At 70.8% G+C, this 16352-nt stretch carries 16 protein-coding genes; 7 read left to right on the top strand and 9 right to left on the bottom strand.

Annotated features, from left to right (window positions below; genetic code table 11):
- Positions 1–885, top strand: coding sequence for a LysR family transcriptional regulator (locus ACFUO4_RS18850; RefSeq protein ID WP_079306736.1), 885 nt, complete (start codon positions 1–3; stop codon positions 883–885).
- Here ACFUO4_RS18850 and ACFUO4_RS18845 read toward each other — a convergent pair.
- Positions 782–1732, bottom strand: a complete 951-nt coding sequence (locus ACFUO4_RS18845; RefSeq protein ID WP_383486004.1) for a DMT family transporter — start codon at positions 1730–1732, stop codon at positions 782–784. The two genes, ACFUO4_RS18850 and ACFUO4_RS18845, sit on opposite strands and share 104 nt — an antisense overlap.
- 169 nt (positions 1733–1901) lie before the next feature.
- Here ACFUO4_RS18845 and ACFUO4_RS18840 point away from each other — a divergent pair, with 169 nt between their 5' ends.
- Positions 1902–3308: a purine-cytosine permease family protein gene (locus tag ACFUO4_RS18840; protein ID WP_383486001.1), complete on the top strand. Its 1407-nt coding sequence runs from the start codon at positions 1902–1904 to the stop codon at positions 3306–3308.
- On the opposite strand, the gene ACFUO4_RS18835 is transcribed toward ACFUO4_RS18840, so the two are convergent.
- Together ACFUO4_RS18835 and ACFUO4_RS18830 are read right to left on the bottom strand one after the other, a co-directional pair.
- On the bottom strand, positions 3290–3898 hold the full coding sequence (locus ACFUO4_RS18835) for a hypothetical protein (RefSeq protein WP_383485998.1): 609 nt from the start codon (positions 3896–3898) through the stop codon (positions 3290–3292). The two genes, ACFUO4_RS18840 and ACFUO4_RS18835, sit on opposite strands and share 19 nt — an antisense overlap.
- A 37-nt stretch (positions 3899–3935) precedes the next feature.
- Positions 3936–4253 (bottom strand): helix-turn-helix transcriptional regulator, encoded by a 318-nt coding sequence (locus ACFUO4_RS18830; RefSeq protein ID WP_079306742.1) that lies wholly within the window; start codon positions 4251–4253, stop codon positions 3936–3938.
- A 145-nt stretch (positions 4254–4398) separates the two neighbouring features.
- Between ACFUO4_RS18830 and ACFUO4_RS18825 the strand changes: the two genes are divergently transcribed.
- The 3 genes from ACFUO4_RS18825 to ACFUO4_RS18815 all read left to right on the top strand — a co-directional run bounded on the left by ACFUO4_RS18825 (position 4399) and on the right by ACFUO4_RS18815 (position 7926).
- On the top strand, positions 4399–5370 hold the full coding sequence (locus ACFUO4_RS18825; protein WP_383485995.1) for a zinc-binding alcohol dehydrogenase family protein: 972 nt from the start codon (positions 4399–4401) through the stop codon (positions 5368–5370).
- 93 nt (positions 5371–5463) lie between these two features.
- The gene (gene argG, locus ACFUO4_RS18820; protein WP_079306746.1) at positions 5464–6918 is read left to right on the top strand and encodes an argininosuccinate synthase; all 1455 of its coding nucleotides are present in this window, start codon (positions 5464–5466) and stop codon (positions 6916–6918) included.
- Between the two features lie 99 nt (positions 6919–7017).
- The gene (locus ACFUO4_RS18815) at positions 7018–7926 is read left to right on the top strand and encodes a transglutaminase-like domain-containing protein (protein ID WP_383485991.1); all 909 of its coding nucleotides are present in this window, start codon (positions 7018–7020) and stop codon (positions 7924–7926) included.
- Here the strand turns inward: ACFUO4_RS18815 and ACFUO4_RS18810 are convergent.
- A complete protein-coding gene (locus tag ACFUO4_RS18810) occupies positions 7884–9173 on the bottom strand; it encodes a PucR family transcriptional regulator (RefSeq protein WP_383485988.1) in 1290 nt (429 codons plus the stop codon). The two genes, ACFUO4_RS18815 and ACFUO4_RS18810, sit on opposite strands and share 43 nt — an antisense overlap.
- A 119-nt stretch (positions 9174–9292) precedes the next feature.
- Between ACFUO4_RS18810 and ACFUO4_RS18805 the strand changes: the two genes are divergently transcribed.
- Positions 9293–9742 (top strand): nucleoside deaminase, encoded by a 450-nt coding sequence (locus tag ACFUO4_RS18805; RefSeq protein ID WP_079306752.1) that lies wholly within the window; start codon positions 9293–9295, stop codon positions 9740–9742.
- Positions 9735–10700, top strand: a complete 966-nt coding sequence (locus ACFUO4_RS18800) for an isopenicillin N synthase family dioxygenase (protein WP_383485984.1) — start codon at positions 9735–9737, stop codon at positions 10698–10700. Before ACFUO4_RS18805 ends, ACFUO4_RS18800 begins: the two co-directional genes overlap by 8 nt.
- Positions 10701–10773: 73 nt before the next feature.
- Here ACFUO4_RS18800 and ccsB read toward each other — a convergent pair whose 3' ends face one another.
- The 5 genes from ccsB to ACFUO4_RS18775 form a co-directional block, all read right to left on the bottom strand.
- Positions 10774–11871: a c-type cytochrome biogenesis protein CcsB gene (ccsB, locus tag ACFUO4_RS18795; RefSeq protein ID WP_383485981.1), complete on the bottom strand. Its 1098-nt coding sequence runs from the start codon at positions 11869–11871 to the stop codon at positions 10774–10776.
- Positions 11868–13577 carry a cytochrome c biogenesis protein ResB gene (locus ACFUO4_RS18790; RefSeq protein ID WP_383485978.1) on the bottom strand — a complete coding sequence of 570 codons (1710 nt, stop codon included), beginning with the start codon at positions 13575–13577 and terminating at the stop codon, positions 11868–11870. The genes ccsB and ACFUO4_RS18790 overlap by 4 nt, the downstream gene beginning before the upstream one ends.
- Before the next feature lie 3 nt (positions 13578–13580).
- Positions 13581–14303: a cytochrome c biogenesis CcdA family protein gene (locus tag ACFUO4_RS18785; protein ID WP_079306830.1), complete on the bottom strand. Its 723-nt coding sequence runs from the start codon at positions 14301–14303 to the stop codon at positions 13581–13583.
- Positions 14304–14373: 70 nt separating this feature from the next.
- A complete protein-coding gene (locus ACFUO4_RS18780) occupies positions 14374–15006 on the bottom strand; it encodes a TlpA disulfide reductase family protein (protein ID WP_079306758.1) in 633 nt (210 codons plus the stop codon).
- Between the two features lie 66 nt (positions 15007–15072).
- A complete protein-coding gene (locus ACFUO4_RS18775; RefSeq protein ID WP_383485974.1) occupies positions 15073–16335 on the bottom strand; it encodes a hypothetical protein in 1263 nt (420 codons plus the stop codon).
- Positions 16336–16352: the final 17 nt, after the last annotated feature.

The raw sequence follows: 16352 nt of genomic DNA, 5'->3' as shown, positions 1-16352 counted from the left end.
GTGGAGCTGCGGCTGCTGGTCACCTTCGAGAAGGTCGCCGGGGTGCTCAGCTTCACCCGGGCCGCGGCCGAGCTGAACTACGCCCAGTCCAGCGTCACCAGCCAGATCCGCGCCCTGGAGGACTCGCTCGGCGTGGAGCTGTTCGACCGGCTCGGCAGCCGTATCCGGCTCACGGAGGCCGGGGAGCGGCTGCTGCCGTACGCCCGCCAGATCATCGAGCTGAGCGCGGAGGCGCGGGCGGCCGTGACGGATGCCGAGGAGCCCTCCGGCACGCTCGCCGTCGGCACCATGGAGTCGCTGACCTCGTACCGGCTGCCGCCGCTCCTCGAACTCTTCCACCACCGCTATCCGAAGGTACGGCTGTCGCTGCGCACGACCCTCGGTGACGAGACCCGGCAGGCACTGCGGCAGGGCACCTACGACGTGGGCTTCCTGATGGAGGCGGAGACCGTGCACCCGGGCCTGGAGAGCGAGGTGCTGGCGGTGGAGCCGCTGGCGCTGGTGGCGGCGCCGGAACACGCGCTCAAGGGCCGGGAGTTGGCGACCGCCGATCTTCTGGGCCAACCTCTCCTCGCCACCGAACCGGGCTGCGCCTACCGGGACTTGTTCGAGCGGGAGCTCAACTCCCTCGGCGGGCCGGCCGCCTTCATGGAGTTCGGCACGATCGAGGCCACCAAACGCGCGGCGGCGGCCGGTCTCGGCATCGCGCTGCTGCCGGAGATCACGGTCGCCGCCGAACTCGCGGGGGGCTCTCTCGTACGACTGGACTGGGAGCCGCCGTTCACGCTCCGGACGCAGCTCGCGTGGCGGTCGGGGAAGCGGCTGCCGGCGCATGTGCGGCTGTTCGCGGAGCAGGCGCGGAAGCTGGTGTCCGAGCAAGGGTGACCTTGAGGCTCGCGAGGACGATCAGCGGGACGCCGAGCGCCTGGACGAGGCCGATGTGGTGGCCGTACACCGCCCAGTCCATGCCCATCGCGACGGCCGGGTAGACGAAGGCCAGGACGGCGATCTTCGACAGCGGCAGCCGGGCGTAGGCGGCGTACATCAGGACGTACATCAGGCCGGTGTGGATGAAGCCGAGCCCGACCAGCCAGCCCCAGTCGCCCGCGCTCGTGCCGCTCATCGCGCCGAAGTCGGCGAAGGGCAGCAGCAGCGGGATGCCGACGAGGACCTGGACGAGGGCGATGAGGTGCGGGCGGACGCCGGTGATCCGCTTGGTGACGAGGGTGGACAGGCCGTAGAGGAGGGCCGCGAGCAACGCCTGTCCGACGCCCAGGAGATAGGTGCCGCCGCTGGTGAAGTCCCCCGGTGTGACGCCCGAGACCAGGACCAGCCCCGCGAAGGCCAGCCCGATCCAGCCCGCCTTCGCGGCCGTCAGACGCTCACGGAACAGGAGGGCGCCCAGCAGCACGACGTAGAACGGCTGGGTGTGGTAGACGACCGTCGCCACGGAGATCGAGGTGTTCTCGTACGACTCGAAGAGGAACACCCAGTTGAAGACGATGAACACCCCGCCCAGGACGGCGAGTCCGAGGGTGCGCGGGGTGAAGCCGTGGTCGCGGAGCCAGCCGCGGGACAGGACGTAGGTCCCGAGCGCGAGGGCGCCGAAGACCACGCGGAAGAAGACCACGTCGAAGGGGGAGGCACCCGACTCGACGACGAAGACGCCGAGGGTGCCGGAGAGGATCATGGCGGTCGTGAGCTGGGCGATGCCCTTGCGGTCGGAGGTCATGTCCTTGACGGTAGGAGCGGGCATCGGTGCAGGTCCACGCGCCAGTGGGGGGTCCTGCCGATGGGGTCATCGGCGGCGTCGATGCGTGCAGGTTGTACGCCGCCGGGCCCCCCGAAGCGGACAATGCGCCCCTGTGCCCGGACCGGCCGGAACCGGACACTTACCTCGCATGACGACTGCTCCCGCCGACTCCTCCGGCACCCTCGCCCCCGCATACGGTGACAAGGTCATCGCCGTCGAGACGGCGGGCTCGGAGCCCATCCCGGACGCCGAACGGCACGGTTCGCCGCTCCAGCTGCTGTGGACCTGGGCCTCCCCGAACATCGAGTTCGCCACCGTCTTCATCGGTGTGATCTCGGTGCTCTTCTTCGGCCTGAGCTTCTGGGAGGCGACCGCGGCCATCGTCCTCGGCACCGCCGTCGGTGCGATCACCCAGGGCTTCCTCTCCCTGGACGGTCCGCGCTTCGGCGTCCCGCAGATGGTGATCGGCCGGTTCTCCTTCGGCTACTTCGGCAACATCCTGCCGTCCGCGGCCAACGGCCTGATCGCGGGCGTGGGCTGGTTCGCGGTGAACAGCGTGAGCGCGGCCTTCGCCCTGAACACGCTGACCGACCTGCGCCCCCTGCCCTCCCTCCTCCTCGTGGTCGTGGCCGAGATCGTGATCGGCTTCATCGGCCACAACTTCGTGCACACCTTCGAGAAGTACGCGTTCCCCGCGCTCGCCGTGATCTTCCTTCTGGCCGGTGTGTGGACCTTCAAGGACGCGGACCTCGGCGGCGGCGGCACGGGCGGCGGCATCGGCGGGTTCCTGCTCGCGTTCAGCGCGGCCTGGGGCTACGCGGCCGGCTGGAACCCCTACGCCTCGGACTACGCGCGCTATCTGCCGCGCACCGCGAACAAGCTGAAGACCATCGTCTACCCGGCGGTCGGCCTGTTCGTGTCCGTCGCCCTCGTGGCGGTCATCGGCGCGGCCTCGGCGACGATCGTGGCGCCGAAGGACGCCACCCCGACGGCGGCCTTCACCGGCCATCTCCCGGGCTGGCTGGGTGACCTGGTGCTCCTCGCCATCATCCTCGGGGCCATCTCGGCGAACGCCCTCAACATCTACTCGGGCGCGATCTCCATCACCTCCTTCGGCCTGAAGCTCCCGACGTGGCTGAGCCGCAGCGTGCTGGTCGTGGTGTCCGGTGTGGCCGGGACGGCGGCGGCGTGGGCCTCGCTCGACGACGCGGGGTCGGCGTACGAGGCGTTCCTGCTGGTGATCGCGTACTGGGTGGCCCCTTGGCTGGGCGTCGTCCTGGTGGAGCGGTGGTTCCAGTCCCGCACGGCCACGGACGAGGAGCTGTCGGCCCGGCTGACCGACCGTTCCTTCACCAACTGGCCCGGTGTCGCGGCCCTGTTGATCGGCGTCGCGGTGTCCGTGCCGCTCTTCTCCAACCAGGAGGACTTCGTCGGCTACGTCCCGAAGCACTGGCCGTCCTTCGGCGACATCACGCCGGTCGTCGGGTTCGTGGTGAGCGCGGGGCTGTACGCGGTGCTGCGGCGGGCGAAGGCGCCTCAGCCCACGTCCGCGTAGGCCTGGTCGACGTACTCCACCTTGATGTACCGGGGGCCGAACTCCTTCTTGACGAGGGGTTCGGCCTTCTTCGGGTCGTCGACGCCGACATGGACGAACCCCCGCTCGTCGACCCCGACCTCACGCATCTGGAAGGTGCCGTCCCAGCGGGTCATGTCCTCGCTGATCCGCTCGGCGAGGGCGTCGAGGGTCTTGCGGTCGACGTCGGCGGGGTGCAGCCGCAGCTTCACGCCCTTCTCGGCGGCGTCACAGGCGGCCTTGTCGAAAAGGTCGGAGGGGATGCGCCAGACGTCGGCGGCAGCGGCTTCCTCGTCGACGCCCATGCCGGTGTAGACGTCGGCGTACCTGCCCGCGGCGAGCTCGTCGATGCGGGCGAGGGTGCGGTTGAGGGGGGTGTCGTCGGGGGCGTCACCGTCCGCGCGGCCCGACCGGGTGCCGACGCACCAGTCCTCCGCCGGGGGCGACGGGGAGGTTGTCGCGGCGACGTCCACGTCCGCGTGCCCGGTCTCCGACGCGTCCACGTACAGGGCCGCCCCCACCACCACACCGGCGGTGGCCACGGCCGCCAGGATCCAGCTCCGGTTCCTCATGCGACTGTGACGCGGGAGAGGGCGCGGAGGTTCGCTCTCAGTCGCCCCGGAGCACCAGTTCCAGCAGCCCCGGGAAGCGGGCGTCGAACTCCTCCCGCCGCAGCCGGTTGACCCGCCGGGGCCCCTCGTCCCGCTGTTCCACGAGCCCGGCCGCGCGCAGCACCGCGAAGTGGTGGCTCTTGGCCGCCTTGCCGACCGGCACGTCGAAGGTGCCGCAGCTGCGCGACCAGTCCTCGGAGGCGGCCAGCTCCCGCACCAGCTGGGCCCGTACGGGGTCGGCGAGGGCGGCGAGCGCGGTGAGCACCGGGACGTCGTCGGGGTGGGTGTGCTCGGGGGCGGCACGGTGACTCGCCATGGTGTCCTCCCGCTCATGACCACTTGCAGAGTGTTCGATGAAAACCATACAGTGGCGAGTGTTCGCTTCTCATTGAACAGTCTGAACAGTCTGAACGGCCTGAACGGCCTGAACGGTCCCAGCGGTCCAGAACGGGGTGTGCGGCATGCGCGCGATCGAGTTCCAGGAGTACGGCGGTCCCGAGGTCCTCAAGGTTGTCGAGACGGAGGCCCCCGAGCCCGGCCCCGGGCAGGTGAGCGTCGACGTGGCGTACGCCGGGATCAACTTCGCCGACCTCAAGGCGCGGGAGACGGGGTACCGGGTGCCGCGGCTGCCGTTCGTGCCCGGCCTGGAGGTCTCCGGGCGGGTCCGGGCGCTGGGCGAGGGGGTCACCGGCCTGACCGTCGGCCAGGAGGTCACCGCGCTGACCGAGGGCGGCGCCTACGCGGACGTGGCCGTCGCGGACGCGACGACCGTCTTCCCGGTCCCGTCCGGCGTCGGTCTGCGCACGGCGGCGACCTTGCCGACGGTGCTGCCGACGGCATACGCGCTGGTCCACTCCGTGGGCCGGCTCCAGCCCGGCGAGACCGTGCTGGTGCAGGGCGCGGCGGGCGGTGTCGGCACGGTGCTCGGGCAGTTGGCGAAGGCCGCGGGCGGCACGGTGTACGGCGTGGTGTCGAGCGCCGCCAAGGCGGAGTACGCGCGGGAGTACGGGTACGACGAGGTCTTCGTCGGCGACTTCGAGAAGCCGGTGCGGGCGGCGACGGGCGGTCGCGGGGTCGACCTGGTCCTGGACCCGGTGGGCGGCGACACCCTGCGCGCCGGCCTCGCCTCGCTCGCCGTCTTCGGACGCCTGGTCTCCTTCGGCAACGCGAGCGGGGCCCCGGCGTGGAGCGTGGGGCAGCCCGAGCTGTACCCGCGCGGCATCACGGTCGGCGGCTTCTCCATCCTCACCCTGGCCCAGACCGCCCCGGACGAACTCCGGGCACTGGCCGAGCGGGCGTTCACGAAGGCCGTCGACGGGACGGTCACCCTGCCGGTCACCGCCGAGTTCGCCCTGGAGGAGGCGGCGGAGGCCCACCGGCTGATGGGGGCGCGGACGAGCACGGGCAAGCTGCTGCTGAGGGTCGGCGGCTGAGGGGGCGGGAGCACCGGCCGGTCGCGGGGGAGTGACGGGGACCACTCGAGCACGGGGTTTGCATGACCATGCATTGCCATGCATAATCTTCCTATGTCCAAGGTCCTCACCTCCCTCCCCGTCGGCGAGCGCGTCGGCATCGCCTTCTCGGGCGGCCTCGACACCTCCGTCGCGGTCGCGTGGATGCGCGACAAGGGCAGCGTCCCCTGCACCTACACCGCCGACATCGGCCAGTACGACGAGCCCGACATCGCCTCGGTGCCCGGCCGTGCCAAGACCTACGGCGCCGAGATCGCGCGCCTGGTCGACTGCCGCGCGGCGCTGGTCGAGGAGGGCCTGGCCGCGCTGACGTGCGGCGCGTTCCACATCCGATCCGGCGGGCGCGCGTACTTCAACACCACGCCGCTGGGCCGTGCCGTCACCGGCACGCTGCTGGTGCGGGCGATGCTCGAGGACGACGTCCAGATCTGGGGCGACGGCTCGACCTTCAAGGGCAACGACATCGAACGGTTCTACCGCTACGGCCTGCTCGCCAACCCGCACCTGCGCATCTACAAGCCCTGGCTGGACGCGGACTTCGTCACCGAACTCGGCGGCCGCAAGGAGATGTCGGAGTGGCTGGTCGCCCACGGCCTGCCCTACCGGGACTCGACCGAGAAGGCGTACTCCACCGACGCCAACATCTGGGGCGCCACGCACGAGGCGAAGACCCTCGAGCACCTGAACACCGGCCTGGAGACCGTCGACCCGATCATGGGCGTCAAGTTCTGGGACCCGTCGGTCGAGATCGCCACCGAGGACGTGACGATCGGCTTCGAGCAGGGCCGCCCGGTCACCATCAACGGCAAGGAGTTCGCCTCCGCCGTGGACCTGGTCATGGAGGCCAACGCCATCGGCGGCCGGCACGGCCTGGGCATGTCCGACCAGATCGAGAACCGGATCATCGAGGCCAAGAGCCGCGGCATCTACGAGGCCCCGGGCATGGCCCTCCTGCACGCCGCGTACGAGCGTCTCGTCAACGCCGTCCACAACGAGGACACCCTCGCCCAGTACCACATCGAGGGCCGCCGCCTCGGCCGCCTGATGTACGAGGGCCGCTGGCTGGACCCGCAGGCGCTGATGATCCGCGAGTCGCTCCAGCGCTGGGTCGGCGCCGCCATCACCGGCGAGGTCACCCTCCGGCTGCGGCGCGGCGAGGACTACTCGATCCTCGACACGACCGGCCCGGCGTTCTCGTACCACCCGGACAAGCTCTCCATGGAGCGCACCGAGGACTCCGCCTTCGGCCCCGTCGACCGCATCGGCCAGCTGACCATGCGCAACCTCGACATCGCCGACTCCCGCGCCAAGCTGGAGCAGTACGTCGGCCTCGGCCTGATCGGCACCGGCAGCCCCACCATCGGCGCCTCCCAGGCCGCCGCGACCGGCCTCATCGGCACCATGCCGGAGCTCCCCGAGGGCGGCGCCGAGGCCATCGCCTCCCGCGGCGAGGTCTCCGAGGACGAGGCCCTGCTGGACCGCGCGGCGATGGAGTCCGGCACGGACTGACGCAATCGCTTGATGGCCTTGAAGGCCGGTCTCCGAAAGGGGGGCCGGCCTTTTCGGCCTCTGGACATTTCGTGACGAATTTTGACATCGTCCCGTGCCATGCCTGAGACCCAGGAGGCACTCGCCTTCTACGCCACGCAGAGCACGTTCTCCGACCCGGGCGAACTGGGCGCCCTCTACGCGGACTTACCGGCCGACCCCGCCCGACTCGCCCGTACCTCCCGCGACCTGCTGATCCACCGCGGCGAGGACGCCCTGTTCGGCCACCGCCATCCGACCGACCGGCTCCACAACGACGCCGAGACCCGCTATGCCGACGGCATCCTGCGGATCCTCGCCGACCGCGACCCGGCCCCGCTCACCGAACGCCGCGCCCCCGCCGACCGTTTCGTCGGCACCTGCCGGGACTTCGCCCTCCTCCACACCTCCTTCCTGCGCCACCACGGCATCCCGGCCCGCACCCGCTCCGGCTTCGCCGACTACTTCCGCACCGACGGCTTCCGCGTCGACCACGTCGTCACCGAGTACTGGGACGCGGACCGCGGCGCCTGGCTTCTCGCCGACCCCCAACTCGCCGACCCGGCCCACCACCACGTCGACTTCGACCCGGTGGACATCCCGCGCGACCGCTTCCTCGTCGCGGGCGAAGCCTGGCGGGCGATTCGTGAACGGGGCGCCGACGAGCGGCGGTTCGGGCTCCACCCGCCCGCTGAGGGCCCCTTCCACGGCGAGCGTTTCGTCGCCGGGAACATCCGTCTCGACCTCGCCGCCCTCAACAAGGTCGAGACCCTGCTGTGGGACGTGTGGGGAGAGGACGAGGGCGAGCCCGGTACCGCGCTGCCCGAGAAGTCACGGGTGTTCTACGACCGTGTCGCCCCCGTCGTCAGCGGCACCGTCTCCTTCGCCGCCGCCCGTGAGCTGTTCGCCGCGGACGACGTCCTGCGCACCCCGCCGACGGTGACCTGCTACGCGCCCTTCAACGGCCCGAGCGCCGTCACCCTGCGCTGAACCACGGCCATCGGCCGCTCCCCCGCCCTGCCCCGGACCACCCGGTGCGCACAGGCCGCCGCCAGCAACTCCCCCAGCAGATCCGGGTCGCCGACCTCAAGGCCCAGCAACGACTCGATCCGCTCGAGGCGTTGGTAGAGGGACTGCCGGCCGATGTGCAGCAGGGCCGCGGTGCGGGTCGGGGAGCAGCCGTTGCGGAGGTGGACCTCCAGCGTCCGCACCAGGTCGCTGGCATGGACCGCCTCCCACTCCAGGAGCGGGCCCAGGGCGGCCTGGACCATCCCCGCGAGGCGTTCCCGGTTGGCGTCCACCCCGCCCCGGGTCAGCTCCCGCTCCAGGGCCAGGGCCCGCGACGAGGTCACCGACGGGCCCTCGGGGGCGGCCGGTTCGGCGGGCGGCACGGTCAGGGCCAGCTCCAGCGTCGTACGGGCCGCCCGCAGCGTGTCGCTCCAGCGCAGCCAGCCGCCGGCCGCGGCGACCGCGTGCCCCACGGCGACCGTGCACCCGGGGTCGGCGACGGCCCGGAAGGCGTCCTGGACGGCCCGCACCGGGTCGCCGGACCGGGTGCCGGGCAGCGCGAGCAGCGCCAGGACGTCCGCCGGGAACACCGCGCGCAGCACCCCGGCCCCGCCGAGCTGCCGTACCGCCCGGTCCACCACGGCCGTGTCCCGGGCCCCGTGCACGGACACCCCGAGCAGCCGGGCCCCGGGGCCGGGGTGGAAGCCCGCGAGGGCCGCCCGCGCCTCGACCTCGGGCTGGTTCAGCGCCGCCCGGTCGGCGAGGTCGGCGAGCAGGGCGGCCGTGTGGTCGTCGCCCCAGGGCCGGACGACCGTGCGCCCGGACAGTCCCCGGGCCACGATCGCCCGGTTGGCGGCCTCCGTGATCCGTACGAAGGGCACGACCCGGCGCAGGGCGAGCAGCGGCAGGCCGAGGCGGCGGGCCTCGTCGGTGACCTCGGCGGGCATGGCGGGCAGCGACCGTCCGACCTCCACCGCGAGCCCGGCCGCGCCCCGCGCCGCGACCTCGCGGACGTACCGGCGGCGGACCTCCTCGTCGGCGTCCGTGAGCCCGAAGCCGTTGGTGAGCAGCAGCTCGCCGCCGTCGAGGAAGTTGGCGCCCTCGTAGACCTCGCTGGAGTGCACCCAGCGCACGGGCCGGTCGAGCCCTGCGGCGCCCGCGAGCAGCTCCGGCTCGCTGGCGCGGACGGGGTCGAGGGCCAGGATCTCGCGGAGCGTGAGTGCGGGCATACGCGCCTCCCGACAGTGGTCCGGCTGTGGGCCGCCCCGACAGTTCGTCCGGCCGCGGGCTGCCCGGAGAGTACTTTCCGCACGTTGCCCTCGTGTTTCGGCCCCAGCAGAGTGGACGTATGGATCAGGTTCAGGCACACACCTGGCTGGCGACGGCCGTCGCCGAGGCCCGCGCCGGTCTCGCCGAGGGCGGCATCCCGATCGGCGCCGCGCTCTACGGCGCCGACGGCACCCTCCTCGGCCGGGGCCACAACCGGCGCGTCCAGGACGACGACCCGTCGATGCACGCGGAGACGGCGGCGTTCCGGGCGGCGGGCAGACAGCGCACGTACCGGGGCACGACGATGGTCACGACCCTCTCTCCCTGCTGGTACTGCTCCGGCCTGGTCCGGCAGTTCGGCATCTCGCGGGTGGTGGTCGGCGAGGCGGCCACCTTCCACGGCGGACACGACTGGCTGGCCGGGCACGGCGTGGAGATCGTGCTCCTGGACGACCCCGAGTGCATCGCGATGATGCGCGACTTCATCGACAAGAACCCGGCTCTCTGGAACGAGGACATCGGTGTCTGACCCCCGTATCCCCACGATCGACCTCAGGCCCTGGCTCGACGGCGACCCCGAGACCCGCGCCGCGATCGCCCGCACCGTGGACGAGGCCCTCCAGACGGCCGGGTTCCTCCTGGTCACCGGCCACGGCGTCGACCCGGCCCTGCGGACCCGCATCCGTGAGGCCGCGCGCACCTTCTTCCGGCTTCCCGCCGACGTCAAGCAGGCGTACGAGGTGAAGGTCGGCGGCCGCGGCTGGCTCGGCCCCGGAGCGGAGGCCAACGGCTACTCCGAGGGCACCGAGACCCCGCCGGACCTGAAGGAGTCCCTCACCTTCGCGACCCACGAGCCCTTCGAGGACCCGGTGGTCAACGCGGAGTGGTACGCGCCGAACGTCTGGCCCGAGGAGGTGCCGGAGCTGCGGACGCTGTGCGAGGAGTACCTGGGGAAGATGGCCGACCTGGAGAAGGAGCTGCTGTCGCTGCTCGGCGAGGCCCTCGGTCTGGAACCGGACTTCTTCTCCCGGCACATGGACCACCCGACCTACGGCTTCAACATCAACTGGTACCCGGGGACCGACGTCGTCGGCGAGCCGGAACCCGGCCAGTTCCGCATCGGCCCGCACACCGACTTCGGCACGGTGACGATCCTCGACCGGCAGGCGGGCAAGGGCGGGCTTCAGGTCTGGACGGACGCCGGAGGCTGGGAGGACGCGCCCTTCGACCCGGCCGCCTTCACCATCAACATCGGTGACCTGATGGCCCGCTGGACGGGCGACCGCTGGCGCTCCGGCCGGCACCGCGTCCTGCCGCCGCCCGCGGACGCGCCCGCCGAGGAGCTGATGTCCCTGGTCTACTTCGGCGAGTGCACCCCGGGCACCCGGGTGGAGTCGGTCCCGGCGCCGATCGGACGGGTGGCGTACGAGCCGGTGGACTCGCATGTGTACCTGCGGGCGCAGCTGGACTCGATCACGGTCGACTGAGCTCGCGTCACAACGCCCGAGGGCCGGTTCCCATGACCTGAGGTCATGGGAACCGGCCCTCGGCGCGAGCGGGTCAGACGCCGGCGTACGAGTGCTTGCCGGAGACGAAGATGTTCACTCCGTAGTAGTTGAACAGCCAGCAGCCGAAGGCGATCAGGGCCAGGTAGGCGGCCTTGCGGCCCTTCCAGCCGGCCGTGGCGCGGGCGTGCAGGTAGCAGGCGTAGGCGACCCAGGTGATGAAGGCCCAGGTCTCCTTGGGGTCCCAGCCCCAGTAGCGGCCCCACGCGTCGCCGGCCCAGATGGCGCCCGCGATGATCGTGAACGTCCACAGCGGGAAGACGGCCGCGTTGACGCGGTAGGAGAACTTGTCGAGCGAGGCCGAGGCGGGCAGCCGCTCCAGGAAGGACGTGGCGAACTTGCCGGGCTTGCCGCCGCCCGCGAGCTTGCTCTCGTAGGAGTCCTTGAACAGGTACAGGATCGTGGTGACCGCGCCCACGTAGAAGACCGCGCCGCACAGGATCGCGGTGGAGACGTGGATGTACAGCCAGTACGAGTGGAGGGCGGGAACCAACTGGTCGCTGGCGGTGTACAAGACGGTGACGGCGATACCGAGATCGAGGAGGACCGAGGTGATGAGGAACAGGCCCATCCAGCGCACGTTCTTCTTCAGCGCCAGCAGCGTGAGGTACACACCGACGGCCACCGTGGAGAAGGTGATGTTGAACTCGTACATGTTGCCCCAGGGCGCCCGCTCCACCGAGGCCGCGCGGGCGATGACCCCGGCGAGCTCGATGAGGAACGCGAGCACCGTGAGGGACACGGCGATACGCCCGTAGAGGTCACCCTGCTCGTCCCCACCGTGCGCCCCGGGCCCGTCCGGCACGTCCCGCTGCCCGGCGGCCGCCCGGACGACGACCTTCGGCCGTTCCAGTACGGCGGTGGAGCCGCCCTTCTTCACCGTGACCGCCGGCGCCTTGCGCTCCGCCGGGTCGGCCGTCAGCGCGGCGGCCGTGCGGCCGATCTTGCTGCGGCTGCCGAAGATCCATTCGGTGATGTAGGCGAAGAAGGCCAGCGTGTAGACGGCCATCGCGGAGTAGATCAGCGTGTTGCTGAGGTTCGCGAGATGTTCGTTGGTGGCGGCGGCCAGATCCGTCGCGGCGGCGAGAGTCACTTCCCGGGCCTTTCGGCAGGTACGGCTTGGGGGTTGGGGGTTTCGGTGGAGTCTTCGTCCGGTTCGGGGGCGCCGGGGGCCTGGTCGTAGAGGGCGTCGGCGAGCGCCCCGAGTTCCTCGGGCACCTTCGCGGACTCGCTGCGGCCGAGGCCGGCCATCTCCACGACCGTGATGCCGTCGTCGCCCCTGACCGCCCGCACCCACACGCGGCGGCGCTGGATGAACAGCGAGCCGGCGAGGCCGAAGATCGCGGCGATCGCGCCGGCCAGCGCCCAGCCGCTGCCGGGCTGGCGGGTGACCTGGAAGTTGGCCCACTCCTCGGTGGACTCGTAGGTGATCGAGCCGGCGCCGTTGGGGAGCGTCATGGTCTCGCCGGGCCGCAGGTTCTCCCGCTGCTGGCCCTTGCCGTTCTTGAACGGCTTCAGGTGGGTCTTGTCGAGCTGGTAGACGCTCTGCGGGACACCCGCGTCGACGCCGAGGTCGCCGTAGTAGCCGGCCAGGTTCAGCACCGGGTTGCCCAGCGCAGGGAAGGTGGAGGACACCTCGTTGCCCGGGGTGTAGGTGGGCAGGAAGAAGGCCTCGAAGCCCAGCTGCTCCCGCTTGCCCTGGGGGTCGCGGTAGCCGTCCATGACCTTGACGACACCGGAGGAGGTGATGTTGCTGTCGAGAGGCAGCAGCGGGACGGCGTCGTGGTAGACGACATTGCCCTTGCCGTCGCGGACCGTGATGACGGGCGCGTAGCCGTGGGCGGTCAGATAGACCTTCGAGTCGCCGATCTCCAGCGGCTCGTTGACCTTGATGATCGTCTTCTTGCTCTTGCCGTACGCGCCCAGGCTGTAGGTGACGTCGGCCTGGAAGGTGCGCGCGGTGCCGCGGTTGGGGCCGGACTTCTCGTAGGTGCCCTGGAAGTCCTTCAGGTTGAAGCTGAACGGGTCCAGGTCGTCCGCGGTGAAGAGGCTGCCGGACTTGAAGTCGTCGTACTGGGTGAGCGTGTTGGAGAACCCGCCGCCCTCGACGATCAGCTTGTTGCCCTCCATCTTGAACAGCTGGCCCCAGGCGAAGGCGATCAGCATCACGATGAGGGCGATGTGGAAGGCGAGGTTGCCGACCTCGCGCAGATAGCCCTTCTCGGCGGCGACGGCGTCCCCGGCGAGGTGGGCGCGGAAGCGGCGCTTCTTCAGGAGGGCGAGGGCGGCCTCGCGGACCTGCTCGGGCTCGGTCTCGGTGCGCCAGGTGGTGTAGGCGGGCAGCCGCGTCAGGCGCTTGGGCGCGCCCGGCGGGCGGCCGCGGAGCTGGCCGACGAACTGCCAGGTGCGCGGGATGATGCAGCCGATGAGGGAGACGAACAACAGGATGTAGATCGCGGAGAACCACACCGAGCTGTAGACGTGGAAGAGGCCGAGCTTGTCGTAGAGGTCGCCGAGGGTGGGGTTGTTCTTGCGGAAGTCGGCGACCTTCGTCTCGTCGGTCCCGGACTGCGGGATCAGCGAGCCGGGGATCGCGCCGAGCGACAGCAGCAGGAGCAGCAGCAGCGCGACCCGCATGGAGGTCAGCTGCCGCCAGAACCAGCGGACCCAGCCGATGACACCCAGGGAGGGCATGTTCAGGGTGTCCTCGGGCGCGGTGGACAGCTGGGAGCCGGCGGCGCCGAGGTCCTCGTCACCGGCGGGCGGGGTCCCGGTCGCGTCGGGTGTCGTCTTGCTCATCGATCAGATCCCCACAGTGAATCCGTTGGACCAGGCCTGCATCTCCTGCACGATGCTGTCCCACGCGCCGGTCAGCAGCAGGACACCGGTCAGGATCATCATCGTGCCGCCGATGCGCATCACCCAGACGTAGTGCTGCTTGACCCAGGCGAAGGCGCCGAGCGCCTTGCGGAAGGCTACGGCAGCGAGCACGAAGGGGACACCGAGGCCGAGGCAGTAGGCGACGGTCAGTATGGCGCCGCGCAGGGCACTGCCGTCCTGCATGGCGAGCGTCTGCACCGAGGACAGGGTCGGTCCGATGCAGGGCGTCCAGCCGATGCCGAACAGGGCGCCAAGGAGGGGGGCGCCGGCGAGTCCGGTGGCGGGCCTGGTGTGGAAGCGGAACTCGCGCTGGGTGAGCCAGGGCATCATGCCCATGAAGAACACACCCATGAGGATCATGAGGACGCCCAGCACCTTGGACAGGACGTCCCGCTCCTCCTGGAGGGTCTGTCCGAAGTAGCCGAACAGCGCTCCGCCGGAGACGAACACGACGGTGAAGCCGAGGACGAACAGGGAGGCGCCGGCGGCCATCCGCCCGCGCCGGGCCTCGGCGAGATCGGTGCCGCTGACGCCGGTGACGTAGGACAGATAGCCGGGGACGAGCGGCAGGACGCAGGGCGAGAAGAAGGAGACGAGTCCGCCGAGCACGGCGATCGGCAGCGCGAGCAGCAGGGCGCCGCTCATCACGGTGCCGTTCTGCCCCACCCCGGCGGCGAGCGTGGTCACTCCGGTGACGCTGACGGCTGCGCTCACGTCACTTCTCCGCGAGGACGGGCTTGATCATGCCGAGCAGGGTGTCCTCGCTGAGCGCCTGGAGCGCGCGGGCGGCGATCTTGCCGTCGCGGTCGATGACGAGCGTGGAGGGGATCAGCTGCGGGTTGAGCGTGCCCTTCTTGAACCGGAGCATCTGCTTGCCCGTCGGGTCGAAGAGGCTCGGGTAGGTGATCCCGAACTCCTTCTCGAAGGACTTCGCGAGGGTGGTGCTGGCGTCGCGGGTGTTGAGGCCGACGAACTCGACGCCCTGGCCCTTGACCTTCTCGTAGACGCTCTGGAGGTTCTTCGCCTCGGCCCGGCAGGGCGAGCACCAGGAGCCCCACACGTTGACGACGAGGACCTTGCCCTTGTAGTCGGCGGTGGAGAGCGTCTTGCCGTCGATCGTCTTGCCGGACAGCTCGGGTGCCGCGCTCCGCTTGCCCTCGGCGACGGTGTCGACGCCGTTGTTGCCGGTCACGAAGTTGGTGTCGCCGCCACCTCCCGACACTCCGCCGGAGCTGCACGCGGTGACGGTCAGCGCGGCGGCCGCGGCTGTCGCGGTCAGCAGGACGGCGCGACGGCGGGTGCGCTCGGTGCGGTTCGGGCGCTGGAAAGCGCTGCTGGCGGCACTCATGTGAAAAGTTTCGCATGCCCGTTCTGGGGATCTTGCGCACCCCCCTTGCGGGCGGAAACCCGCATATCAGGCGGGGTTTACAGAGCTCTTCTTCATGTAGGACGCCCACCCCCCGGCCGGCGCCTGACCGACGTCGAGGCCGCGCAGCTTCTCCAGCAGCTCGGGCTTCTGCACGTCCATCCAGTCGACGAACTGCCGGAAGGAGACGAGGCGGACGTCCTCGCCCTTCTCCTTCTCCGCGGCGATGTGCTTCAGCGCCTGCTCGACGGCGTCCATGTAGATGCCGCCGTTCCAGTGCTCGAAGTGGTTGCCGATGAAGAACGGGGCGCGGTTCGTCTCGTATGCCCGCCTGAAGCCGGATATGTACGCGTCGGCGGACTGCTTGCGCCAGCGCGGGTAGTTGTAGCTGGGCGCGTTGGTGGAGTTGATCGACTGGTTGGCGAGCATGTTGTAGTCCATCGAGAGGACCTCGAAGCTGCGCCCGGGGAACGGGATCTGCTGGAGCGGCAGATCCCACAGCCCGCCCTTCTTCCGCGGCCACACCTGCCGCCCGCCGGGCGAGGAGGCGTCGTAGCGCCAGCCGAGTTCCTTCGCGGTGGGCAGCAGGTTGTCCTGCCCGAGGAGGCAGGGCGTACGGCCTCCGACCAGCTCCTTCTCGTAATCGAAGGGAAGAGACGGCAGATCGGTCCACCCGGTGTTCGTCCGCCACTCCTTCACGAAGGCCTTGGCCTGGTCGATCTCGCTGCGCCACTGCTTCGGCGTCCAGTTGCCGACGCTGCCGTAGCCGCCGCAGAAGTGGCCGTTGAAGTGGGTGCCGATCTCGTGGCCCTCGAGCCAGGCGCGGCGGACGTTGGTGAGGGTGGCCTTGACGTGCTCGTCGGTGAGGTAGCCGATGTCGGAGGCGCCGACGGGGTTGTTGGGCGGGTCGTAGAGCCGCTTCTTCGACTCGGGCAGGAGGTACAGCCCCGAGAGGAAGAAGGTCATGTGCGCGCCGTGCTCCTTGGCGAGGTCCAGGAAGCGCGGGAAGAGACCGTTGCCGACCTCGCCGGCTCCGTCCCAGGAGAAGACGACGAACTGCGGCGGCGTCTGCCCCGGCTCCAGCGGCTCGGGCCTGGCGGGCTGGCCGGGCTGCCTGCCGGTGTAGGAGGTGGAGCCGTCGCCGATGGGACGGGCTCGGTGGGCCGGCTTGCTGGGTTTGCCGCTCGGGGTGGAACCCGACGCCGGGCTCGGCCCGTCAGACGACGTGAGAGTGCCGCACCCCGCAAGCCCGACAGCGGCGGCACCTCCGACGCCGAGTCCGATGGCTCCCCTGCGGGTGCGAGTGCGCATGCCAGCTCCGTTCGTCA

The sequence above is a fragment of the Streptomyces sp. NPDC057280 genome, assembly GCF_042668605.1.
Taxonomy (GTDB): domain Bacteria; phylum Actinomycetota; class Actinomycetes; order Streptomycetales; family Streptomycetaceae; genus Streptomyces.
This window is presented reverse-complemented; position numbering and strand designations above follow the sequence as displayed.

Coding starts and splice junctions, on each gene's coding strand:
- ACFUO4_RS18830 (WP_079306742.1), bottom strand. CDS start 4,253: ATGGCGAGTCACCGTGCCGCCCCCGAGCACACCCACCCCGACGACGTC.
- ACFUO4_RS18780 (WP_079306758.1), bottom strand. CDS start 15,006: ATGAGTGCCGCCAGCAGCGCTTTCCAGCGCCCGAACCGCACCGAGCGC.
- ACFUO4_RS18835 (WP_383485998.1), bottom strand. CDS start 3,898: ATGAGGAACCGGAGCTGGATCCTGGCGGCCGTGGCCACCGCCGGTGTG.
- ACFUO4_RS18825 (WP_383485995.1), top strand. CDS start 4,399: ATGCGCGCGATCGAGTTCCAGGAGTACGGCGGTCCCGAGGTCCTCAAG.
- ACFUO4_RS18790 (WP_383485978.1), bottom strand. CDS start 13,577: ATGAGCAAGACGACACCCGACGCGACCGGGACCCCGCCCGCCGGTGAC.
- ACFUO4_RS18805 (WP_079306752.1), top strand. CDS start 9,293: ATGGATCAGGTTCAGGCACACACCTGGCTGGCGACGGCCGTCGCCGAG.
- ACFUO4_RS18810 (WP_383485988.1), bottom strand. CDS start 9,173: ATGCCCGCACTCACGCTCCGCGAGATCCTGGCCCTCGACCCCGTCCGC.
- argG (WP_079306746.1), top strand. CDS start 5,464: ATGTCCAAGGTCCTCACCTCCCTCCCCGTCGGCGAGCGCGTCGGCATC.
- ACFUO4_RS18845 (WP_383486004.1), bottom strand. CDS start 1,732: ATGACCTCCGACCGCAAGGGCATCGCCCAGCTCACGACCGCCATGATC.
- ACFUO4_RS18785 (WP_079306830.1), bottom strand. CDS start 14,303: ATGAGCGGCGCCCTGCTGCTCGCGCTGCCGATCGCCGTGCTCGGCGGA.
- ACFUO4_RS18775 (WP_383485974.1), bottom strand. CDS start 16,335: ATGCGCACTCGCACCCGCAGGGGAGCCATCGGACTCGGCGTCGGAGGT.
- ACFUO4_RS18815 (WP_383485991.1), top strand. CDS start 7,018: ATGCCTGAGACCCAGGAGGCACTCGCCTTCTACGCCACGCAGAGCACG.
- ACFUO4_RS18840 (WP_383486001.1), top strand. CDS start 1,902: ATGACGACTGCTCCCGCCGACTCCTCCGGCACCCTCGCCCCCGCATAC.